The organism is Novosphingobium sp. SG754 (assembly GCF_013149315.1).
Lineage (GTDB): Bacteria > Pseudomonadota > Alphaproteobacteria > Sphingomonadales > Sphingomonadaceae > Novosphingobium > Novosphingobium capsulatum.
This window is the reverse complement of the sequence record NZ_JABGCC010000003.1, coordinates 209424-231695: the sequence shown is the minus strand read 5'-3', so window position 1 is coordinate 231695 and position 22272 is coordinate 209424. Positions and strand designations below refer to the sequence as shown.

15 protein-coding genes are annotated in these 22272 nt (G+C 67.4%); 7 read left to right on the top strand and 8 right to left on the bottom strand.

The features are described from left to right. The first annotated feature begins 9 nt into the window (after nt 1-9). The 3 genes from cydB (at nt 10) to FHW97_RS09095 (ending at nt 3829) form a co-directional block, all read left to right on the top strand. Nucleotides 10-1158 (top strand): cytochrome d ubiquinol oxidase subunit II, encoded by a 1149-nt coding sequence (gene cydB / locus FHW97_RS09105; protein WP_022674873.1) that lies wholly within the window; start codon nt 10-12, stop codon nt 1156-1158. A 12-nt stretch (nt 1159-1170) separates the two neighbouring features. Next, the gene (gene cydX / locus FHW97_RS09100) at nt 1171-1281 is read left to right on the top strand and encodes a cytochrome bd-I oxidase subunit CydX (protein ID WP_022674874.1); all 111 of its coding nucleotides are present in this window, start codon (nt 1171-1173) and stop codon (nt 1279-1281) included. Between the two features lie 229 nt (nt 1282-1510). After that, the gene (locus FHW97_RS09095; RefSeq protein ID WP_171798747.1) at nt 1511-3829 is read left to right on the top strand and encodes a TonB-dependent receptor; all 2319 of its coding nucleotides are present in this window, start codon (nt 1511-1513) and stop codon (nt 3827-3829) included. 65 nt (nt 3830-3894) lie between these two features. Here FHW97_RS09095 and FHW97_RS09090 read toward each other — a convergent pair whose 3' ends face one another. Genes FHW97_RS09090 through FHW97_RS09080 form a run of 3 tightly spaced genes read right to left on the bottom strand, consistent with a single transcriptional unit; the run spans nt 3895 to nt 6733 of the window. Then, nucleotides 3895-5199 (bottom strand): amidohydrolase family protein, encoded by a 1305-nt coding sequence (locus tag FHW97_RS09090; RefSeq protein WP_171798746.1) that lies wholly within the window; start codon nt 5197-5199, stop codon nt 3895-3897. Nucleotides 5200-5228: 29 nt separating this feature from the next. Continuing rightward, nucleotides 5229-6218, bottom strand: coding sequence for a FecR family protein (locus FHW97_RS09085; RefSeq protein ID WP_168352236.1), 990 nt, complete (start codon nt 6216-6218; stop codon nt 5229-5231). Beyond that, nucleotides 6215-6733, bottom strand: coding sequence for an RNA polymerase sigma factor (locus FHW97_RS09080; protein ID WP_168352235.1), 519 nt, complete (start codon nt 6731-6733; stop codon nt 6215-6217). Before FHW97_RS09080 ends, FHW97_RS09085 begins: the two co-directional genes overlap by 4 nt. Nucleotides 6734-6857: 124 nt before the next feature. Here FHW97_RS09080 and FHW97_RS09075 point away from each other — a divergent pair, with 124 nt between their 5' ends. The 3 genes from FHW97_RS09075 (at nt 6858) to FHW97_RS09065 (ending at nt 13225) form a co-directional block, all read left to right on the top strand. Beyond that, on the top strand, nt 6858-9401 hold the full coding sequence (locus FHW97_RS09075; protein ID WP_171798745.1) for a TonB-dependent receptor: 2544 nt from the start codon (nt 6858-6860) through the stop codon (nt 9399-9401). A gap of 141 nt (nt 9402-9542) precedes the next feature. Then, nucleotides 9543-11852 carry a TonB-dependent receptor gene (locus tag FHW97_RS09070; protein WP_168352233.1) on the top strand — a complete coding sequence of 770 codons (2310 nt, stop codon included), beginning with the start codon at nt 9543-9545 and terminating at the stop codon, nt 11850-11852. A 14-nt stretch (nt 11853-11866) separates the two neighbouring features. Beyond that, nucleotides 11867-13225 (top strand): amidohydrolase, encoded by a 1359-nt coding sequence (locus FHW97_RS09065; protein ID WP_171798744.1) that lies wholly within the window; start codon nt 11867-11869, stop codon nt 13223-13225. A gap of 17 nt (nt 13226-13242) precedes the next feature. Here the strand turns inward: FHW97_RS09065 and FHW97_RS09060 are convergent, their stop codons facing one another. The 4 genes from FHW97_RS09060 to ptsP are packed head-to-tail and all read right to left on the bottom strand — an operon-like array spanning nt 13243 to nt 19889. Continuing rightward, nucleotides 13243-14631 (bottom strand): carbohydrate porin, encoded by a 1389-nt coding sequence (locus FHW97_RS09060; RefSeq protein ID WP_171798743.1) that lies wholly within the window; start codon nt 14629-14631, stop codon nt 13243-13245. Nucleotides 14632-14676: 45 nt separating this feature from the next. Beyond that, nucleotides 14677-16308, bottom strand: coding sequence for a PTS fructose transporter subunit IIC (locus FHW97_RS09055; protein WP_169048437.1), 1632 nt, complete (start codon nt 16306-16308; stop codon nt 14677-14679). A 42-nt stretch (nt 16309-16350) separates the two neighbouring features. Next, nucleotides 16351-17301: a 1-phosphofructokinase gene (gene pfkB, locus FHW97_RS09050; protein WP_169048438.1), complete on the bottom strand. Its 951-nt coding sequence runs from the start codon at nt 17299-17301 to the stop codon at nt 16351-16353. Then, nucleotides 17301-19889 carry a phosphoenolpyruvate--protein phosphotransferase gene (gene ptsP / locus FHW97_RS09045; protein WP_370525365.1) on the bottom strand — a complete coding sequence of 863 codons (2589 nt, stop codon included), beginning with the start codon at nt 19887-19889 and terminating at the stop codon, nt 17301-17303. The genes pfkB and ptsP overlap by 1 nt, the downstream gene beginning before the upstream one ends. A 162-nt stretch (nt 19890-20051) precedes the next feature. Here ptsP and FHW97_RS09040 point away from each other — a divergent pair, with 162 nt between their 5' ends. Continuing rightward, entirely contained in the window at nt 20052-21038 is a 987-nt protein-coding gene (locus FHW97_RS09040) for a LacI family DNA-binding transcriptional regulator (protein WP_171798741.1), read from the top strand. On the opposite strand, the gene FHW97_RS09035 is transcribed toward FHW97_RS09040, so the two are convergent. Further along, a complete protein-coding gene (locus FHW97_RS09035; RefSeq protein WP_171798740.1) occupies nt 21035-22207 on the bottom strand; it encodes an acyltransferase in 1173 nt (390 codons plus the stop codon). The genes FHW97_RS09040 and FHW97_RS09035 overlap by 4 nt on opposite strands. Nucleotides 22208-22272: the final 65 nt, after the last annotated feature.

Genomic DNA, 22272 nt, shown 5'->3' with positions numbered 1-22272 from the left:
GCAAGGGCCATGCATATTCCGCTCGATTATGAAACGCTGCGGGTCATCTGGTGGGCGCTGTTGGGCGTGCTGCTGATCGGCTTTGCCCTGACCGATGGTTATGACCTGGGCGTCGCCGCGCTGCTGCCGTTCGTGGGGCGCAATGACGCCGAACGCCGCCTGGTGATCAACGCCGTGGCGCCGCATTGGGAAGGCCACCAGGTGTGGCTGATCCTGGGCGGCGGGGCGATCTTTGCCGCCTGGCCGTTTGTCTATGCCGTCAGCTTTTCCGGGTTCTACCTGGCGATGTTCCTGGTGCTGGCGGCGCTGATCCTGCGGCCGGTGGCGTTCAAGTATCGTTCGAAAAAGCCCGATCCGGCCTGGCGCACGCGGTGGGATTGGGCGCTGTTCGTCGGTGGCTTTGTGCCGGCGCTGGTCTTTGGCGTGGCGGTGGGCAATGTCCTGGCCGGCGCGCCATTCCGCCTCGATAGCGATCTGCGCATGACCTATGAAGGCAGCCTGCTGGGTCTGTTCACGCCGTTCACGCTGCTAACCGGGTTGCTGTCGGTCACCATGCTGGCGCTGCATGGCGCGGGCTGGCTGGCGATCAAGATCGAGGAAGGGCCAGTGCTGAACCGCGCCCGCGCCATTGCCCGCGTCGCGGCGATTGCCAGCATCGCGCTGTTCGTGATCGGCGGGGTGATGGTGGCCAAGGGGCACATGGGCATGGCCCTGGCCGGTACGGTCGATCCGCAGGGGCCGTCAAACCCGCTGCTGTCCGCCAGCGTGGCCACGCCCGGCGCGTGGCTGGCCAACTATGGCGCGCACCCCTGGATGATCGCGGCGCCGCTGTTGGGCCTGGCCGGGCCGATCGTGGCGCTGTGGGGCATCGCGCGCCGGCAGGGCCTGGTAAACCTGGTGGGCACGGCCATGGCCACCACCGGCATCATCGCCACCGTGGGCTGCTCGATGTTTCCCTATATCCTGCCGTCCTCGATCGATCCGCGGTCCAGCCTGACAGTGTGGAATGCCTCGTCCAGCCATCTCACGCTGTTCATCATGCTGGTGTGCACCATCGTGTTCCTGCCGATCGTGCTGGCCTATACCGCCTGGGTCATGACCCTGCTGAGCGGGCGCATCACCCTGCGCGATGTGCGCACCAATCCTGATTTTTACTGAAAGGACGTCGCCATGTGGTATTTCACCTGGGTGCTCGGTCTGGGCCTGGCCGTGGGCTTTGGCATCATCAACGGGCTGTGGCACGAATTCAATTCGCCGATCGACGATGACCCCGCGATTTGACCGTAAAGCCTGATGCGCCGCGCGGTTGCGCGTGGTGACAGAGACCTGAAAACGCGGCGCCCGGCCTTGGCCTGGCGCCGTTTTTCGTTGCAGGTGCAGCAACTTGGCAACAGATCTTTGCGATATGATGCGGTGCTTGCGGATTCAAAGTTGAAAGTCGGTTCACCTTTCAGTATTGTGCCCTCACCAAGCGACGGCAAGGCAAGACCGTCGCGCCAAGGAGAGGACCATGGCTCTGACCGCCAGCACCCGCATTCGTTCGATTTCCGCCATTCTGTTTGCCGGCGTGGCGCTGGGCGCGCTGCCGGCCCCGGCCCTGGCGCAGGACACCAGCGGCGCGGCCGCGCAGGCTGGCGCCGCCAGCGACGGCGAGATCATCGTCACTGCCCGCCGCCGCAGCGAAACGCTCAACTCCGTGCCGATCGCCATCACCGCGTTTTCCGGCGATGAACTGCAGGCCAAGGGCGTCGGAGACATCACCGCGCTGGCCGACGAAGTGCCCAACGTGACGCTGGAGCCTTCGCGCGGGACCAACTCGACGCTGTCGGCCTTCATTCGCGGGGTGGGGCAGCAAGACCCGGTGTCCGGTTTCGAACAGGGCGTGGGCATCTATCTCGACGATGTCTATCTCAACCGCCCGCAGGCCGCCGTGCTCGATATCTATGACGTGGAGCGGGTGGAAGTGCTGCGCGGGCCGCAGGGCACGCTCTATGGCCGCAACACCATCGGCGGCGCGATCAAGTATGTGACCCGCAAGATCGACGATGCCTTTCATCTGCGTCTGCGCGGCACTTATGGCAGTTATGACCAGGCCGATGGCGTCGCCACGGTCAGCTCGCCGCTGACCAGCGATGGCGTGCTGCGCGCCAGCGGCACCGTGGCGCGGCTGACGCGCGGCGGCTTTGGCCGCAACCTGACCACGGGGCTTTCGAACTACAACAAGGATATCTGGGCCGGCCGTGGCACGGTGGAAGTGCACGGCACCGATTTCTTCGCGCGGCTCACCGGCGATTATACCCACGATATGTCCAACCCGCGTGGCGGCCACCGCGAAATTCCCGGCCAGCTGACCGGTGCGCCGGTGCTTGCCAACGTGTTCGATACCCAGGCCGGGCTCAACAGCCCCAAGCAGGACGTCAAGGCCTGGGGCTGGTCGCTGTTCATGGAAGCCAAGCCGACCGACCACCTCACGCTGCGGTCGATCACCGCGTTCCGCAAGGATGACAGCGCCTCGCCGATCGATTTCGATGCCACCGCCTCGCAAGACGTCGACGTGCCGGCCTACTACCGCAACAAGCAGTGGAGCCAGGAAATCCAGCTGCTCTACAACTCGGGCAAGTTCAACGCGCTGCTGGGCTATTACTATCTCTATGCCACGGCGCTGACGCAGTTTGACGTGCGGCTTTTCACCACCGTGCCGGGGCTGGCGGCGTTCACTGGCGCCAATATCCGCACCGATACCTCGGCCGCGTTTGCGAACCTCAGCTATGATTTCAGCGATCATCTCAGCCTGGAAGCGGGCGGGCGCTATACCTGGGACAAGCGCTATGCCCAGATCCTGCGGCAGAACTACCTGGGCGGCGGATCGCCGGTGTTTGGCGGGGCGGGCGTGGCGTTTGGCGCCCCTAGCACCAATTTCCTGGGCAGCGCGGACTACAAGAAGTTCACGCCGCGCGTCTCGCTCAACTGGAAGCCGAACACCGACAACACCGTCTATGCCAGCTTCAGCCAGGGCTTCAAGGGCGGCGGGTTCGATCCGCGCGGGGTGGGCGTCAATGCGCCGCCGGGGATGACCCAGGGCGAATTCCTCAGCTTCCGCCCGGAAAAGGTCAACAGCTATGAACTGGGGGTCAAGACCCGGCTGTTCGACCGCCGCCTGTCGCTCAACCTCGCCGCGTTCCGCATGGACTATACCGATGTGCAGATCCCCGGCTCGGTGGCGTGCACGGTGGGCGGGCTGCCCAGCTTCTGCGGGGTGGTGTCCAACGCCGGCAAGGCGCGGATGCAGGGCGTGGAAGCCGAAGGGCGGCTCAAGCTGGGCGGGTTCACGCTCAATGGCTCACTCGGCTATATCGACGCAAAGTACCTCAAATACATCACGCTGATTGCTGGCCAGCCGACTGATGTGGCCGCCTATCGCAAGGTGCAGAATACCCCGGCGTGGACCGGCAGTGCCTCGGCCAGCTATTCCATTCCGGTGGGCACGGGTGCGGTCGACGTGACCGGCGGCGTGTCGTGGAAGAGCAAGACCTATCAGTTCGAAGTGCCCAACCCCTATCTCGACCAGGCCGGCTATGCCCTGTTCGATGCCAGCGTGTTCTATCGTGCGCCGGGCGGGCGGTGGACCTTTGGCGTCTATGGCAAGAACATCCTCGACAAGCGCTACAAGACCTCGGGCTATACCTATGTCGCGGGCAATGCCACGACCGGGGCGCTGACCTATACCCCGGCGGGCAACCTGATCCCGACCCTGGGCAAGGAAGGCGTGCTGACCACCTACTGGGGCAATCCGCGCCAGGTGTTTGCAACGGCGACGCTCAACTTCTGAGTTCAGCACCTGCAAAAGGGGGGGATGGGGCCGGGCAGCCCCATCCCCCCTTTTTGTCATGGCGATCAGATGCGCGGCTCGCCGTGATCCTTCACCACGCGGCCGCCCTGCATGACAAAGCGCACGCGCTGCAGTTCGGTGATATCGGTCATGGGGTCCTTGTCGGTGGCGACGATATCGGCGAAGGCGCCCGGGCGGATCGCGCCGATGCGGCTTTCCCCGATCAGGTTGGCCGCGCCCACGAACGAGCTGCGCAGCACGTCAGCCACGGGCATCCCGGCCTTGACCATCAGTTCGAACTCGCGCCCGTTCTGGCCGTGGTGATAGACGCCGGCATCGGTGCCGAACGCGATTTTCACGCCCGCTTTCCATGCGGCATAGAGGTTCTTGGCCATGATCGGCCCTACCGCCATGGCCTTTTCCGCCATCGACGGGCCGAGCAGTTCGGGATGCTTCTGCGCGAATTCCACCACCGTAGCCCCGGCGATCAGCGTGGGCACCAGATAGGTGCCGTGTTGCTTCATGATCGCATAGCTTGTCGAGGTGGCAAAGCTGCCATGCTCGATCGAATCCACGCCGATCGCGCTGGCATGGTCGATCGCCTGGGCGCCATGGGCATGGGCCGCCACGGGCAGGTGCAGGGTGTGGGCAGTATCGACCACGGCCTTGATTTCGGCGTCGGTCATCAGCTGGGCCTGGGGATCGTCACCCACGCTGGCGACGCCGCCCGAGGGCACGATCTTGATCAGGTCGACGCCGTCGCGGAAATGCTCGCGCACTTTCTTCACCGCCTCGTCCGGCCCGTCGACAATGCCATCCTGCCAGCCGGGCTTGGTCAGCGCCGGATCAAAGCCGTTGGCCGGATCGCCATGGCCGCCGGTGGGGCTCAGGATGCTGCCTGAAACCCACATGCGCGGGCCTGCAATGGTGCCTGCCTTCTGCGCGCGCTTGAGCGCCACGACCACGGCGGTATCGCCGCCCACATCGCGCACCGAAGTGAACCCGGCCAGCAGGGTGAGGCGGGCATTGCCCACGCCATCGAGCGTTTCGTCATAGCTGCTATGCGTGACGCTTTGCAGCAGGGCATTGCCCTTGGTGAGATCGAGCGTGAGGTGCACGTGCGCGTCGATCAGGCCGGGCATGACCGTGCCCTGCGACAGGTCGATCACCTCGGTCCCGGCGGGCGTGACAAAGCCATCCTGCACTGCGGTGATCTGGTCATCGTGCACCACGATCGAGACCTGGCTGCGTTCGCCAGGGTTGATGCCATCGATGAGGTGCCCGGCATGGATGACATAATCGCGCGCAATGGCTGGGGCACAGGCCATAGTCATGGCCAGCGCGACACCGGCCAGCAAGGTCTTCTTCATTGCAAAGCTCCCTGAAAAGAATGGCTTGGTTATTGTGTCTGGGGTGAAGGGTGAGCGGCGGCGGCGGCCGGCTGGGCCAGCGCGCCGGGGTGGCCCATGGCGGCGACCGCCGCGATCAGTGCCTGAGGATCATCGATGCGGAACGTGCCGCTGACCGGCAGGCTGCCGACGCGGGCATCGCGCAGCACCAGCGGCCGCGCCAGATAGCGGTTGAAGCGCGCGACCAGGGTGCCGAGCGGCTCGGCGTCGGCGGCGATCATGCCATCCTGCCAGCCGGGCGTGCCGGCGGGATCGGCCTGACCCAGCAGCGCTGTCTGGCCGCGCAGGGTCAGGCGCTGGCCGGGCGCGAGGCGACGCGGCGCCAGGCCGGGGGCGGCCACGTCCACCGCGCCCTCGATCAGGGTGACGGCGGCGGCATCGCCATCGCGGCACACTTCAAACACGGTGCCCACATCGGTCACGGCCAGATCGCCGGCGGTCACGCGGAACGGGTGCGCGCCATCGTGCACCACGCGAAAGAACGCGCGGCCTTGCGCCAGGGTGGCGCGGCGCTGGCCGCCATCGGTGCCGACCAGCACGCGGCTATGCGCGTCAAGCGTGATCGCGGTGCCATCAGCCAGGGCCACGGTGCGCGGCGCGGCTGCGCCGTTTTCCAGCGCGCGCATGGCCAGCTGCGGCGCGGCGGACTGCGGCACGCTACCCGATCGCATCGCCAAGACGCCGCCCACGCCCACCGCCAGCGCACCAAGCGTGGCGGCCACCGCCAGCCATGGGCGGCGCCGAATGGTGGGCGGGGCGGTACGGGCCAGCGCCGCGGCACGCAGGGCGGCAATCTCGTCGCTCTGCGCGCAGCCATCGAGCGCCTGCCACAGCGCCTCCACTTCGGCCAGGGCGGCGCGGGTGGGCGCATCGCCGGGCACGGGCACGGGCCGCCCGCCGCGCCGTGCGGCAAAATGCACGATGGCCGCCTCTTGCGCCGTGCGTTCCTCGCGCCCGTCAGGGCTGTGGTCCGCGCTCATTCCTCGATCTCCAGCAACAGGCGCAGCGCCTTCATGATATGCTTTTCCACGGAACTGACCGAAATCCCCATGCGGCGGGCAATTTCGGCATAGGCCATGCCTTCGAACCGGTGCAGCACGAACACGTCGCGCGTCCGCTCGGGCATGGTCGAAAGCCGGTTCATGATGACGTTGAGCGCCTCCTTGCCTTCCAAGACGCGCTCGGGCGTGATCCACTCAACGGGATGATCATTTTCTTCCAGCGACCGGTGCGCGCGTTCGTGGCGCACCCCGGCGCGGCGGGCGCGATCGTGCACCACGCTGTTGGCGGCAGTGAACAGATAGGCGCGCGGATTGTCCACCGCGCCGCTGTCGAGCCGCTCGTGCGCGCGCAGCCACACGTCCTGCACGGCATCGTCGACATCGGCGGCATTGCCCAGGCGGCGCCCCAGCCAGGCGCGCAAGGCGCGGCGGTGGCGTTCGAACCCGGAAAGGGGTGCCTCGCCCGCCGGGGGGATGATCCGTTTCGATGACATTGACGGGTAAGCTAGCCAAGCCGCGCGCCGTTTGGCAAGCTGATGGACAATGAGGGAAAAATCGGGCGCCATCGGGTGCCGGCCGGCCTGGCTGCAGCGGGGGCGGGCTGGCGTGCCTTGGGCCATGGCCAGGCTGGCCGTGGCGGCGCTGGTGCTGCCTGCGGTTTTCGGTGTTGCGCGGCCGGTCCATGCCCAGGGCCGGCCAGGCATGGCCCCGTTGCGCCTGCCGGCCGCGCCTCTGGCTGATAGCCTGCGCACACTCGGCCTGGCCACGCACACCACGATCATCTTTGCGCCGCAGACCGTAGCCGGCCGCCGCGCGCCCGCCATGGTGCTGGTGGGTGATGTCGCGGCCATCGCGCGGCGCCTGGTGGCGGGCAGCGGCCTGGTGGTGCGGCGATCCGGCCTGCGCAGCCTGCTGATCCTGCCCGCGCCGCCGCCGCGCGCGCCAGCGCCCGAGGCGCCGCCACCACCGGTGCTGGCGGCGGGCGATATCATGGTCACCGCGCTGCGCCGCCCCACCTTGCTGGCCGATACGCCGATCAGCATGGTTGCCCTGCGCGGGGAAGACCTTGGCCATGATCACGCCACTACGTTGGCCGGCCTGGCGCGGCTGGCGCCCAGCCTGACGGTCACCTCTGCCGGAACCGGGTTCAACCGCCTGAGCATGCGGGGCGCCTATGCCGCCGGTGAAGCGACCGTGGCGCTCTATTTTGGCAACGTGCCGGTGGCCGGGCCTGGCGGATCGACCAGCGATCCCGGAATGATGACGCCCGATCTGGTGCTGGCCGATGTGGAACGGGTGGAGGTGCTGCGCGGGCCGCAGGGCACGCTCTATGGCACCAGCTCGCTGGCGGGAACGGTGCGCGTGCTGTTTCGCGGCGCCCAGCTTGACCAGCGCAGCCTGGCGCTCGACAGCGCGGCCACACTTACCCAGCACGGCGCGGCGGGGGCAAGCACCACGGCCGTGATCAACCTGCCGCTGGCCGCCGGGACCGTCGCGCTGCGGGCAGTGGGCTGGCGCGAATACCAGGGCGGCGTGATCGACATGCCGCGCCTGGGCCGGCGCAACAGCGATGACCAACTGCGCGAAGGCGGCCGGCTGGCGCTGCGCTGGCAGATCGCGCCCGATTGGCGGGCAGACCTGGCGGGGGTGTGGCAGCGCAGCCGCATCGGCAACAGCCACAGCACGATTGGCGGCGGCGCGCCGGATCAAACCGCGGCGCAGGTCATCGTACCGTTTTTTGATACCTTTGCCATGGCCTCGCTCGATCTGCATGGCCGGCTGGGCAGCGGCGGGGTGAGCCTTGACGCCACGGCGGCGCGATCATGGTGGCGGCCGCACCGCTTCTGGGATTTCACGCAAAGCCAGCTCAATCATCTCGACGATGCCGCCGCGTGCGCGGCCTTGGCCGGTCTGGCCAGTGGCAGTTGCAGCGCCGCGCAGATGGCGGGATACAATCGCCTGCTGCTGGCAAGCAGCCCGACGCTGGTGGATCAACCCCTGGCAGTCGACGTCAGCAGCGGCGAGGTGCGCCTGTCGGCCGAGGGCCGAATGACCTGGACCGCCGGCCTCTTTGCCAGCCGGCGCAGCGATGACGGGCAAAGCGCCAGCCTGGGCGTGAACCCGGCTACCGGGCTGGCGCGGCCCGGAACGCAACCAACCTCGCTGCGCCGCTTTGCCAGCCAGCTCGATGAATATGCGCTGTTTGGCGATGGCAGCTGGCGCGCGCTGCCCTGGCTGATGCTGTCGGGCGGGCTGCGCTATTTCCACTATGCGCGCACTACGCAAAGCGTGGTCACCCTGCCCAATCCATTCCTGGGCCCGTTTGCACCATCGTCGCTGGCGATGGCCACCCGCGCGCATGGGCTGGTCGGCCGCGCGCGGGTAGAGGCGCGGCCATCGTCGCGCGTGCTGGTCTATGGCCAGGTATCCAACGGCTTTCGCCCGGGCGGCAGCAATGTGGTGCCCGGCCTGCCGCAAGCCCTGGCCAGCTATGCCGACGATCGCCTGGAAAGCTGGGAAGTGGGCACGCGCCTGTCGGGCCCGGCGCGCAGCTGGCATCTTGATCTTAACGGCTTTCACCAGCGCTGGTCCAACATGCAATATGCCGCCGTTTCGGCCGATGGCAGCTATGCCTTCATCACCAACATCGGCACGGCGCGGATCAACGGGGCGGAATTGTCTGCCGGCGTGGCGCTGCGCGGCGGCTGGCGGGCCAAGCTGCAGGGCACCGTGACCGATGCGCGGCTGGTGCAAGACCAGGTTTCGGGCGCGGCCACCACCGATGGCCGCGCGGGCGAGGCGCTGCCCTATGTCGCGCCCTGGGCGGCGAGCGTGGAACTGCGCCGGGAATGGGCGCTGGGCCAAAGCCAGGGCGCCGATGGGGGCTGGCGCGGCGATGGCGGGCTGTTCTTGCACTATGCCGGCCGGGCGTGGAGCGCGTTTCGCGGCAGCACGGTGATCGATCGCCTGGCGCTGGGCGGCTTTGCCGCGATCGATGCCGATCTGGCGATCGCGCGCGGGCCCTGGCGCCTTGGCGTGTTCGTGCAGAACCTGGCCAATGGCCGCGGCCGCGTTTGGGCCGGCACGACCGGCGGCAGCGACATGGTGACCTATCAGCGGCCGCGCACCGTGGGGCTGACGCTGCACAGCGAATTGCGCTGACCAACTTTCACGGGCCAGAAAATTCACTGACAAGAAAAAAATCTGCCCCGTCGGGTGAGGGGGTGACGCTGCCCTGCGTCTAGCCAGGCAAGGGGGCCGGGACTGCGCGGCACACCCTGGAACAACGACAGGGAGCATACCATGAGCAAAGCCATTCTGGCCGTTTCCGGCCTGATCACCGCGCACGTCTTGTTGGCAGGCACTGCCTTTGCCGCCGACGCCGCGCCGGCAGACACGCCGGCCGCCGCCGCCCCCGCGCCGCAGGCCGATGGCACCACCGGCGGCGATATCGTGGTCACCGCGCTGCGCCGTGCGTCAACCGTGCAGACCACCCCGCTCAGCATCGTGGCGCTTTCGGGCGACGGCCTGGCCAAGACCGGGGCAACCCAGCTCAATGACTATTTCCGCCAGATCCCCAACCTCAACGTCACCAGCGGCGTGGCCGGATCGAACCGCATCTCGATCCGCGGCGTCAACGCGGCGGGCGAGGCGACGGTGGGCCTCTATTACGATGAAACCCCGGTCACCGGCCCTTCGGGCACCACGCAGGATTCCGGCGCCGTGGCGGCCGATCTCAACCTGTTCGATGTGGAGCGGGTGGAAGTGCTGCGCGGGCCGCAGGGCACGCTCTATGGCGCCAGTTCGATGGCCGGCACGCTGCGCGTGATCTTTCACAAGCCCGATTACGACAAGGTGGAAGCCGGCGGCGAAACCCAGGTGACCACAACCGAGGGCGGTTCGGCCGGCTATTTCCTGCGCGGCATGGTCAACCTGCCGGTGGTGACCGACAAGCTGGCGGTGCGCGTGGTGGGCTATGGCGAGCGCAAGCCTGGCTGGATCGACAACGTCACCTATGGCACGCAGAACATCAACCGTTCCACCAACTGGGGCGGGCGCGGCATCATCGGCTTCAAGCCCGATGCGCTGACGACGATCACCGCCACGCTCAGCTATCAAAAGGGCGACGCGCCCGATCAGCAGGGCTGGTATCCCAGCGTCGGCCGCTACAAGACCAATTCGCCCGCGCAGTTGCCGTTCCACACCGAAATGCAGCTCTACAACCTCAAGGGCGATCGTGACCTGGGCTTTGCCACGCTGACCGGCACGGCCAGCTATTACAACTACAACTATATCCGCACGATCGATTTCACCCCGTCGGTGCGGGCCTATGCCACCTCGCCCGCGCAGTGCGCCCGCGCCAATGGCGCCACCTGCACCAGCGACCAGTTCGCCGCCTATCAGGCCGCGGGCCTTGCGCTGTTGCCGGCTGCCGGCTTTCAGCCTGCGTGGGTCCATTCGCAAAACTATGAGGCGCGGCTTTCCTCCAACGCGGCGCAGATGCCGGCCTGGTTGGAATGGACGGTGGGCGTCTATTACGAAAACCGCAAAGACCATATCGACAGCAACGTGATCAGTGAAAACGCCAGCGATGGCAGCATCACCCTGCCTATTACCCCGCTGGTCTATCGCTATGTCGAAACGCGCTCGCGCCAGATTGCCGGTTTTGGCGAAGTATCGCTCAAACCGCTGGCCGGGCTGACCATCACCGGCGGCCTGCGCTATTACGATTATAGCAAGACCACCAGCGGCCAATCCTATATCACCAACTTCTACACCGGCACGCTGGCCGCGCCGTTCAGTGCGGCGACGACCACCGCCAACGGCTGGCTGGAAAAGTTCAACGTCAGCTATCGCATCACCCCGCGCGTGATGGTCTATGCCAGCGCATCCAAGGGGTTCCGCCCGGGTGGCGCCAACAACATCCCCGGCCTGGCCGCCAATCTGGTGTCGTACAAGCCCGACAGCCTGTGGAACTATGAAGTGGGGGTGAAATCGAGCTGGCTGGGCGACAAGCTGGTGCTCAATGGGGCGGCGTTCAACATCGAGTGGAGCAATATCCAGACCTCGGCCCGCACCGCCGATGGGCTCTATGCCTTTCTTACCAATGCCGGCCACGCACGCATCCGCGGGGTTGAGCTTGACCTGACGGCGCGGCCGGTGCGCGGCCTGACCCTGGGTGCGGCGCTGGGCTATACCGATGCCCACCTGACGCAGGACCAATCCTCGTCCGCCGTGCTGATCACCGCATCGACAGGCAAGGCCGGGGATCCCATCCCCAATACGCCCGATCTTACCGCGTCGGCATCGGCCAGCTATTCCTGGGCGCTCAATTCGCGGTTCGATGCGCTGGTCCGTGCCGATGGCGCCTATACCGGCCATCAGGAAGGCACGTTCCGCCCCAACGATCCCTATCACACCGCCTATGGCAACTATGCCACGGCGAACCTGCGCGTGGGCGTGGAGAACCGCGAGATGGGCGTCTATCTGTTCTGCAACAACCTGACCGACACGATGGGTGCCATCGCGGTCACCAGCGGTTATGGCTATACCAACCTGACCTATTCGATCCAGCCGCGCACCTGGGGCCTCAACGCCCGGTTCAGCCTGTAAGCAAAGGAACTGTCATGGCTTTTACGCACACACTCCGCCGCCGGCTGGCGCGGGCCACGGGCCTTGCCCTGACGCTTGCTGCCGTGCCGCAGGTGGCCCAGGCCGCGCCGCTCGATCCCGTGGCGGCGCGCGCCGCGATCGATGCGCAGCTCGCCAAGATCTATCCCTCGCTCGATGCGCTGTACAAAGACCTTCACCAGCATCCCGAAGTCGGCTTTCAGGAAACCCGCACCGCCGCACTGCTGGCGGCGCGGATGCGGCAACTGGGCTTTACCGTGACCGAGCATGTCGGCCAGACCGGGATCGTGGCGGTCTATCGCAATGGTGATGGCCCGGTGGTTTTGGTCAGGACCGAGCTGGACGCCCTGCCGCTGGAGGAAAAGACCGGGCTGCCCTATGCCAGCCACGCCCAGCAGACCATCGATGGCAAGCTGACCCCCACCGATCACGCCTGCGGCCATGACAGCCATATGGCCTGGTGGGTGGGCACGGCGCAGACGCTGCTGGCGCTGAAAGACAAGTGGCACGGTACGCTGGTGTTCATCGGCCAGCCGGCCGAGGAAAAGGCCGGCGGCGCCAAGGCCATGCTGGCCGATGGCCTGTTCACCCGCTTTCCCAAGCCGGACTATGCCTTTGCCGCCCATGTCGGCCCGGATGTGGCCGGGCATGTGACCGTCAAGCAGGGCGCGGTCAGCTCTGCCTCGGACTCGGTCGTCGTCACGTTTCATGGCCAGGGCGCGCACGGCTCGATGCCTGACAAGAGCATCGATCCGATCGTGATGGGCGCGCACTTTGTCGATGATGTGCAGACCGTGATCAGCCGGCAGAAAGACCCGCAGAAGTTCGGCGTGATCACGGTGGGCGCGTTCAACGCCGGTTTCGTGCCCAATATTATCCCCGATACCGCCGTGCTCAAGCTGACGCTGCGATCCTACGATCCCGATGTGCGCAAGCTGCTGCTCGATGGGGTGGGCATCACCGCGCGCGCCGTGGCGAGCATGGCCCGCGCGCCCGAACCGGGGGTTGACCATACCGAGGCAACGGCATCGGTGGTCAACGATCCCGCGCTTGCCGGGCAATTGGCCGGTATCCTCAAGACCGCGCTGGGCGATGCCCAGGTGGCGCTGGTGCCGGCGATGATGCCCGGCGGCACCGCGAGCGAGGACTATTCCGAATACGTCAACGCCGGGGTGGCCAAGTCGGTGTTCTTTGGCGTGGGCGGCAGCGATCCGGCGATGCTCGCGCGGCTCAAGGCCGAGGGCAAGCCGGTGCCGGTCAACCATTCGCCATTCTTTGCCCCGCAGCCCGAACCGACGATCCGCGCCGGGGTGGAAACGCTGGCCCTGGCGGTGCTGGGCGTGGCGGGGAACTGATCCCCCGCCACTGCACGTCAGCGCCCGAAGAAGGTCGGGCCGTCGAGCGTGAACTTGAAACCGAACACCAGCGCATCGCGGGTGTTGGTGGGGTTGAACGGCGCTCCGGTGTTATCGGGGTGCAGGACATATTGCACATTGGGCGAAATGCGCAGGCCCGGAACCAGATCGGCGCCATAGGCCAGTTCCATCATCACCTCGTGGCGATGCACGTTGTCTTCGCCGCCGGCGGCCAGGCGCGCGGCGCGCATGCGCTGCATCGCCAGGTCGGAAAAGCGCTGGTCGTTGATGACAAAGCCCAGCGTATCGGTATCGCGCCCCTTGAACGTGCCGGTCTGGACGATCCCGAAATCGAGATAGCGGCTTTCCTCCACCTGGCCCGACAGGTTGGTCATCGCCACGCCAAAGATCGACAGCCCGCGCCGGCTTTGCGGATCGGGGCGGGTCAATTGCTGGTCAAAGCGGGCATAGATCCCGTTGCGCCCGTGCAGCGTGCGGGCCGGGCGGCCGGTGAGAATGGCAATACCGCCGGCATCGTCGCGCAGCGGATCGGCATAGTCGGCGCGGTCGAACCAGCCGCCCAGGATATAGTGGCCGGGCAGGCGGGTCTCACCCTTGTCATCGGCATAGCCCAGTTCCCACGGCACGATCACCCCCGTGCGGTTGGCCGAGGAGAAGTTGAAGCCATCATCGTTCCAGCGCTTGCGATCGGGGTTCACTTCATAGACGCCGGCATGGGCGAACCAGCGCGGCGCCACCCACAGCTTGGCCTGGGCCATCCAGCTTGACGCCGGGAAATAGGTGAAGTTGCTGTTCTTGAACACGAAGGTGGGGTTGCCGCAGGTCGAATTGGTCTGGAACAGGCAATAGAGCGGCGAATTGAGGAAGTGGATGTTGGCCTGGCTGCGCCCGGCCTCGATCACCAGGCGATCGTTGAGCAGCTTCTGCTCCCAGGTCAGGATCGCCAGGTGGGTGTTCTGCGTGCCCCACACTTCCTGGACCGAGGTATTGTTGCCCAGCGCAATGCCCGACAGGCTCTTGCCGTGGCGGTTGGTCACGGCCACGTGGATCGTGGCGCCACTGATCCCGGCGATGCGATCCATGTCGAGATCGGCACCCACATAGACCTGGCCGGTATAGGCGCTCTTGCGCGCCAGGCCGCCGGTCACGTTGCCGGCGGCTTCGCCGGTATAGCTCCATTGCAGGGTGACGCCTTTGTCGGCCAGCGGTTGCAGCGGCTGGCGCGCGGCGGGCGTCTGCCCGGTTGCCGGAAGCGTCGCTGGAAGCGTTGGCGGGGGCGGGGGAGCGGCATCATCGGCCAGCGCCGGGGCGGCAGAGGCGAGGAGAGCAGGCAGCACGAGGGCGAGGGCGCCTGCGCGGCAGGCACCATGGGGCAGGGCGAACATGGGTTTTGCTCCTTGCGGCCGGGGGCTGGCCGCATGTGAAAGGGTTCAGGCGGTGGCGGGCAGCGCCGTGGTTTCTTGGGCAAGCGGGCGGCGCAGCAGCCCGGCAAGCAGCGCGGTGGTGAGCGTGCCGGCGGCAATCGCCACGGCATAGGCGGCCAGATGGGTCACCGCGCCGGGGATCGGCAGCACGAACACGCCGCCATGCGGCACGCGCAGTTCCACGCCCATCGCCATCGAAATGGCGCCGGCCAGGGCCGATCCGGCAACGAAAGCCGGGATCATGCGCAGGGGATCGCGCGCGGCAAACGGGATCGCCCCTTCGGTGATGAACGCCAGGCCGAGCACGGCCGTGGCCCCGGCGCCATCGCGTTCCTCTGCCGAAAAGCGGTTGCGGAACAGGACCGTGGCGAGCGCGATGCCGAGCGGCGGGGTCATCCCGGCGGCCATCGTTGCAGCCATCGGGGTATAGACCTGGCTGGCGATGAGGCCGACGGAAAAGGCATAGCTCGCCTTGTTGACCGGGCCGCCCATGTCGAACGCCATCATCGCGCCCAGGATCAGGCCCAGCGCAATGGCGCTCGATCCCTGCATCCCGCGCAGCCATTCCGTCAGGAACGAGAGCACGGCGGCCACCGGCGTGCCCACGGCATAGACCATCAGCAGTCCGGTCAGCAGCGTGCCAAGCAGCGGCAGGATCAGCATGGGTTTGAGCCCAGCGAGGTTACGCGGCAGGCGGATCGCACGGTTCAGCGCGTCCATGCCATAGCCGGCGATGAAGCCCGCGACGATTCCGCCGAGAAAGCCCGCGCCCTGGCTGGCCGCGATCATGCCGCCGATCATGCCCGGGGCAATGCCCGGCCGATCGGCAATGGAATAGGCGATATAGCCCGCGAGTGCCGGCACGATCAGGGCAAAGCCGCCCTTGGCGCCGATCTCGAACAGGGTGTGCGCCAGGGTGCCGGCGGCGGCATCGTCGTTGGCGTGAATGCCGCCCAGGGCAAAGGCCAGCGCGATCAGCAGGCCGCCCGCCACCACGAACGGCAGCATGAACGATACCCCGGTCATCAGGTGCTTGTAGGGGCCGGTGCGCTCGGCTTTGGCCGGCGCCGCGGTTTCTTCACCGCCTGCCTGCACGCTTGCTTCGGCCAGGGCGCGGGTGATCAGCGCGGCGCCGCCGGTGATGGCCGGCTTGGTATTGCTGGCAAACACGCGCTTGCCGGCAAAGCGGGCGCGATCGACTTCGCGGTCAGCGGCGATGATCACCACGTCGGCCTCGGCAATTTCCTGCGCGGTGAGCGGGGTGCCGGCGCCTACCGAGCCTTGCGTTTCCACGCGGATGGCATGGCCCAGTTCAGCAGCGCCCTGTTGCAGCCCTTCGGCCGCCATGAAGGTGTGGGCAATGCCCGTGGGGCACGAGGTGATGGCGACGATGCGCGTTGGGGTGGCTTCAGCGGCCGGAGCGGCGGCCAGGCCAGCCAGCACAGCGGCGGGATCGGCCAGCACGGCATCGACCGGGACCACCCGCGCGGACGGATCGGCCAGCGGCGCGGCATCGTCGAGGGCAAGCTGCACCTCGACGTCGAGCCCGGCCTCGCGCGCGGCCTTACGCAGCGCCTCGGCGGCGAGCACCGCTTCCACATCGCGCCCCGGCGCGGCGATCAGCACATGATGTTTCATGGTCAAACCCAATCCCAAGGTCATTTCTGTTGCAGCCGCGCGTTACGGACGCGGGCCGATGATCACGTCTTGCGCCAGCGCCATGACGCTGGCCTTTTCCGGCAGGTTCGGCCCGGCCATGCCGAGCTTGGCCACGGCAAAGGCGGTGGCGAGCCGCGCGGTTTCCGCCAGGCCCAGCCCGGCGACATGCGCGGCGGCGAGGCCTGCCACCATGGCATCGCCCGCACCCACCGTGCTGGCCACGCCCAGCGGGCCGAGCGGGGGCAGGGCAAGCTGGGCATGGACCGCGCCATCGCCGGTCACGAACAGCGCGCCCTGGCTGCCCATCGACACCACCACCTGTTCCACCCCGCGCGCATGCAGCGCCCGCGCCGCAGCGAGCACGGCAGTGCAATCGGGCAGCGCCTCTCCGGCCCAGGCGGCCAGTTCATCGCGGTTCGGCTTGATCACGTGTGGCAGCACCGGCGCGGCCAGCGCGCGCGCCAGCGGATCACCACTGGCATCGAGCAGCACGTGCACGCCCTGTGCGCGCAGCCGCGCCACCAGCGTGGCATAGCAGGCTGGCGGGCAGCCGGGGGGGAGACTGCCCGCCAGAACCACCATGTCTCCCGGTGCGGCCATGGCCGTCAGCCCGTCGAGCACGGTGGCAAGGGTTTCATCGGTCACCGCCAGGCCATCAAGGTTGATGTCGGTGGTATCGTCGGCATCGACCAGCTTGAGGTTGACGCGCGTGGCGCCATCCACCCGCACCATCGCATCGGTGATCGGCTTGGCGGCAAACAGCGCCTCGAACGGGGCGGCATTGTCGCGGCCGAGCAGGCCATGGGCGGAAACCGGGGTGCGCCAATCGGCCAGGCAGCTGGCCACGTTGATGCCCTTGCCCCCGGCGTTCTGGCGCACGCCACGGGCGCGGTGGACCTGGCCGGGCACCAGGCGATCGAGCGTGATCGTCTCGTCGATCGCGGGATTGAGCGTGAGGGTATGAACGCGCATCAGGCCGCTCCTCCATCGAGCGCGCGCACTTGCGCGGCGCCGGGTTGGGCCAGGGCGCGGCGCGCCAGGTCTTGCAGATCGGCCAGGCTGGCGCCGCGCAGCCGCGCCTTGACGGCGGGAATGTCACGCGGGGTCATCGACAGTTCGCTCACCCCCAGGCCGGTGAGCAGCGCGGCGCCGAACGGATCGCCGGCGAGGCCACCGCACACCCCCACCCAGCGGCCGTGGGTGGCGGCGCCTTCCACCGTCAGGGCGATCAGGCGCAGCACCGCCGGGTGCAGGCTGTCGGCCTCGGCGGCAAGGTCGGGGTTCTGGCGGTCGATCGCCAGGGTATATTGCGTCAGGTCATTGGTGCCGACCGAAAAGAAATCGGCATGTTCGGCCAGCGCTGCGGCTTGTACGGCGGCGGCCGGCACTTCGATCATGATGCCGATCGGCACGGCGGGCGCATCCAGCTCGGCGCGGATCTCTTCGCAGCGGGCGCGCAGCCGCTGCAATTCCCAGGTAGAAGTAATCATCGGGAACATGATCGACAGATCGCCGCCCTGCTTGGCGGCGCGATAAAGCGCGCGCAGCTGCGGATCGAGCAGGTCGGGCCGGCGCAGCAGCAACCGCGCACCGCGCACGCCCAGGAACGGGTTTTCCTCGGTCGGCAGATCCAGATGCGGGACCTGCTTGTCTCCGCCGATATCGAGCGCGCGCACGATCAGCGGGCGGTGGCCGTCCGGCCCATCACCCAGCGCGGTGATCATGGCGCGATAGATCGCTTCCTGTTCGTCCTCGCTCGGCGTGTCGCCGCGTTCCAGAAACAGGAATTCGGTGCGCATCAGGCCGACGCCTTCGGCGCCTTCGGCCAGGGCAAAGGCCACCGAATCCGGGCGGTTGACGTTGGCGGCGATGGCCACCTGGTGCCCATCGGTGGTGATCGCCGGGCGGCTGCGTTCGGCCTCTTGCGCGCGGCGGCGGGCGGCGATGCGATCGATCCACCCTTGCGCGCTGGCGATGTCTGCCGGCGTGGGATCGAGCCAGACGCGGCCGGCATCGCCATCGACGATCACCGTGGCCCCGGCGCCCAGCGCCAGCAGGTCATTGCCCAGCGCCACCACCGAAGGCAGGCCCAGGGTGCGCGCCAGAATCGCGCTGTGCGAGGTGGGGCCGCCCAGCGCCGTGGCGATGCCCGCTACCTTTGCGGGATCGAGCGTGGCGGTGTCGGACGGCGAAAGATCGCCCGCTAGCAGCACGCAAGGCGCCGCATCCGGGCCGTCGGGCAGGGTTTCGAGCGAGCCTGTGGCAAGTGCCGGATCGATCGCGGCCAGCACGCGGCGGCCCACATCGTGCAGGTCTGCCGCGCGGGCGGCGAGCACCGGATTGCCCAGCGCGGAAAGCTGCCCGGCAATGCGGCTGACAGCCTGGTGCCACGACCACGCCACGCCATGGCCCTCGACCATGAGCTGGCAGGTCAGCGTGATCAGGTCGGTATCATCGAGCAGGTCGGCCTGCGCCTTGAAGATCGCCGCATCGCCCGCGCCCAGGCGGCGCGTGGTATCATCGATCAGCGCGGTCATCTGCGCGCGGGTGCGGCGCAGTGCCTCGTCCAGCATGGCGCCGCCCCGGCCCAGATCCACTGGCTCGTCCGGCACCGTGAGTTCGGCTGCGGCAACTACATGGACGCGGCCGATCGCCAGGCCCGGGCTGGCTGCCACGCCCGCCAGCATGGCCAGCGGTGTTTCCGGCTGCCAGCCCTTGCCGCCATTCTGGGCAGCAGCGGCGGCGACCTTGGCGGCGGCACGGGCAGCGTCTTCCTTTTCCCGCGCGGTCAGGCGGCGGGCCACGGCCAGGAACTGGTCCACCGCGGCGCGGCCCTGCGGGCCATCGGCCGACACGGTGATCGTGTCACCCTGCTTGAGGCCCAGTTGCAGCAGGGACACCAGGCTTTTGGGATCGGCGCTGTCATTGCCGTGGCGGACGCGCAGCGCGGCGGGCGCGGCGCGTGCCGCATCCATCCAGGCAGAAGCGGGGCGGGCGTGGAGGCCTGCGGGATAGTCCACCGTCCACTGCGCGCTGTGGGCCAGATCGGCCACTGGCGCTGCGGATGTCGGGGCGGCGCCATCTTCGCCCAGGGCGCGGGCAATGGCATGGGGATCATCGCTGGCGACCAGCGCGGCCAGGCGTGCCTCGTCCTGGATCAGGCGGGTCAGCCGGCGCAGGATGGCGATGTGGCTGTCGGAACTGGCGGCAATGCCCACCACCAGCTGCGCGGTCTGCCCGGGGTTCCATTCCACCCCGTCGCGCAGTTGCAGCACGGCGATGCCGTCGCGCCGCACCAGGCCCTTGTCTTCGCCCAGGCCATGCGGGATCGCCACGCCGGCGCCCAGGAAGGTGTTGGCCACGTCCTCGCGGCGGACCATGCTGTCTTCATAGCCCGGCGCCACGCATCCGGCTGCCACCAGCATCTGCCCGGCCTGGCGAATCGTGTCTTCCTTGCCGTTGGCCGTGGCGGCGATGCGCACCAGAACGGCATCGCCAGCGGCTGCACCATGTGGCGCATCTTCGGGCAAAATCGCGGGGTTGGGCTGCATTTCGCGCATCTCTCCTGGGGCCATTGGTCGGCGAGCTTGGGCCGCCGCTGTGCATTGAGAAAACGTTTTCTCGTGAATTTTGTCAAGAGGCTTGCGTAAATGGGCGGATTGGGGCCATGCTTGCCACGAAAACAGGCTGCAAGGCCGGGGGTTTGGAGAGAACGTTTTCTGATGGCAGTGGGGATCAAGGATGTGGCGCGGGTGGCCGGCGTTTCGGCGGCCACGGTTTCGCGGGTGCTGGCGGGCAAGGCGGTGGATGCCGCCATGCAGGCGCGCGTGCTCGATGCGGTGAAGAGCACCGGCTATCGTCCCAACCTGGCGGCGCGGCGGTTGCGTTCGCGGCATTCCAACGTGATCGGGCTGATCGTCGCTGATATCCGCAACCCGTTTTTCACCGCCGTATCGCGCAGCGTGGAAACCGTGGCGGCGGCGCGCGGCATGCAGGTGATCTTGTGCAACACCGATGAAGACCCCGCGAAAGAGGCGATGTACCTTGACCTCATGCACCAGGAACGCGCCGCCGGCGTGATCCTGGCGCCTTCGCGCCAGCGCGTGGCGCGCACCGAATGGCCGGGGGGAGAGCGCCCGGTGGTCCTGATCGACCGCGCCATTCCCGGCGCCGATCTCGATTGCGTGCTGCTCGACAACGAACGCATGGCTGCCGTGCTGGTGGAGCATCTCCACGCCCAGGGCCATCGCCGCATCGCCGGCCTGTTCGGCGCGATGAGCACGACCGGCCTGGAACGCCGCGCCGGGTTCGAGCGCGCGGCCAAGGCGCTTGGGCTGGAGACGCAGGCGATCGCCGTGCCCCACAGCGCCGGCGAGGCCGAGCGCGCCCTAGCCGGCCTGCTGTCTGGCCCGCAGCGCCCCGATGCCGTGGTGGCGAGCAACGGGGTCATGCTGCTCAACGTGCTGCGCACCTTGCGCGCGCAGGGCCTGTCGGTGCCCAACGACATGGCGCTGGCCGGGTTTGACAACAACGACTGGATGGATTTCGTGGGCCAGGGCGCCAGTGGCGCGGGCGGGATCAGCGTGATCGAGCAGCCAGTGGAGGAAATCGGCCGCACTGCCACCACCATGCTACTCGACCGGCTGGACAATCCGCAGGCGCCCACCCGCAAGGTGGTGCTGGCGGGCAAGTTGGTGGCGCGAGGTTAGACCACGACAACCTCGCGGGAAGGGCGGCGCACGCGGCTGGCGAGGCGCGCGCCAAGTTCCATCCCTGGGCGTTCGACCAAGCGATAGGCATAGCGTGCCACGGTTACGATGACGACGAGGTAGAGCACCGTTACGCCGTCCATGATGAACGGCGATTGCTTGATCGTGGCCAGCTCGGTGCCGGGCACCACGGCCGGCGAGTGCAGCAGCTTGGCCACGACTTTCAGCACGTTGGCAACGACGAAGGCGATGAAGAAATGCACCATGTAGATCGAATAGGAGGTGCGGCCGAGGAACAGGCAGAACGGCTTTTTGAGGAGCTTGGCAACCGCGCCATCTTCGAACGATACAGCCGCGATCACGAACAGGAACACGATCGGCCCCACCATGAACAGGCCATAGCCCGCGCCGAAAGTGAGCATGGCAAAGGCCGCCGCGATGGCGACGATCTGGAACGGCGTGGCCGGAATGCCCGAGAACGTGCCACGATAGTTCCACAGCGCCACGCCGATGAAGAACGAATAGATGCAGCGCGGTAGAAACGCATAGAAGCCCGGTTCGCCATCGGCATGGATCAGCCAGGCAAGCCCAAGCGCGATGGCAGCAAACTGGCACAGCCGCACGTGCCGCTTGGCCAGGAGCAGGATCAGCGCGAACAGGACATAGCTGACCAGCTCGACGCTGATGCTCCAGCTCGGCCCGTTCCATTCCGATCCGGGAATCGGCAGGAAGCCGTTGAGCAGGAAGAAGTTGGCTGGAACGCCCGACAGTGTGCGATTTTCGCTGAACGGCGGGCGGGCCAGGGGCAGCGCGATCTTGTGCGAGAGAATATAGAGCGTGGTTTCCGCGCAGAGGAACGCGGCCAGCATGACGAGATGGAGTGGCCAGACCCGGGCAATGCGCTTGATCGCGAAAATCTTGAAGTCTTGCTGGTTATGGATCTTATCCTGATAGGCGCAGGCGATGACAAAGCCGCTCAAGACGAAAAAGAATTCCACGAACAGGAATGAATTGCGCACATAGTGCCAGAAATAGATGTGGCTGCCCACTTGCAGGTGATGCAGCGCCACCGACAGCGCCGCGAAACCGCGCAGGCTGTCGATCGCTTCGAAACGATGGGGCGAGGGCCTGCTGCTGATGGCGACGTTCGAGATTGGTTCTTGTGCCATGGTCTAGCGATCCTGAAAGGGGGCAGGGATCAGTCGCGTCTCGACCCTGTTGGGCGAGATTGCGG

Excerpts from the sequence above, each read along its gene's own strand:
- cydB (WP_022674873.1), top strand. The coding sequence starts at position 10 with ATGCATATTCCGCTCGATTATGAAACGCTGCGGGTCATCTGGTGGGCG.
- cydX (WP_022674874.1), top strand. The coding sequence starts at position 1,171 with ATGTGGTATTTCACCTGGGTGCTCGGTCTGGGCCTGGCCGTGGGCTTT.
- FHW97_RS09095 (WP_171798747.1), top strand. The coding sequence starts at position 1,511 with ATGGCTCTGACCGCCAGCACCCGCATTCGTTCGATTTCCGCCATTCTG.
- FHW97_RS09090 (WP_171798746.1), bottom strand. The coding sequence starts at position 5,199 with ATGAAGAAGACCTTGCTGGCCGGTGTCGCGCTGGCCATGACTATGGCC.
- FHW97_RS09085 (WP_168352236.1), bottom strand. The coding sequence starts at position 6,218 with ATGAGCGCGGACCACAGCCCTGACGGGCGCGAGGAACGCACGGCGCAA.
- FHW97_RS09080 (WP_168352235.1), bottom strand. The coding sequence starts at position 6,733 with ATGTCATCGAAACGGATCATCCCCCCGGCGGGCGAGGCACCCCTTTCC.
- FHW97_RS09075 (WP_171798745.1), top strand. The coding sequence starts at position 6,858 with ATGGCCAGGCTGGCCGTGGCGGCGCTGGTGCTGCCTGCGGTTTTCGGT.
- FHW97_RS09070 (WP_168352233.1), top strand. The coding sequence starts at position 9,543 with ATGAGCAAAGCCATTCTGGCCGTTTCCGGCCTGATCACCGCGCACGTC.
- FHW97_RS09065 (WP_171798744.1), top strand. The coding sequence starts at position 11,867 with ATGGCTTTTACGCACACACTCCGCCGCCGGCTGGCGCGGGCCACGGGC.
- FHW97_RS09060 (WP_171798743.1), bottom strand. The coding sequence starts at position 14,631 with ATGTTCGCCCTGCCCCATGGTGCCTGCCGCGCAGGCGCCCTCGCCCTC.
- FHW97_RS09055 (WP_169048437.1), bottom strand. The coding sequence starts at position 16,308 with ATGAAACATCATGTGCTGATCGCCGCGCCGGGGCGCGATGTGGAAGCG.
- pfkB (WP_169048438.1), bottom strand. The coding sequence starts at position 17,301 with ATGCGCGTTCATACCCTCACGCTCAATCCCGCGATCGACGAGACGATC.
- ptsP (WP_370525365.1), bottom strand. The coding sequence starts at position 19,889 with ATGCGCGAAATGCAGCCCAACCCCGCGATTTTGCCCGAAGATGCGCCA.
- FHW97_RS09040 (WP_171798741.1), top strand. The coding sequence starts at position 20,052 with ATGGCAGTGGGGATCAAGGATGTGGCGCGGGTGGCCGGCGTTTCGGCG.
- FHW97_RS09035 (WP_171798740.1), bottom strand. The coding sequence starts at position 22,207 with ATGGCACAAGAACCAATCTCGAACGTCGCCATCAGCAGCAGGCCCTCG.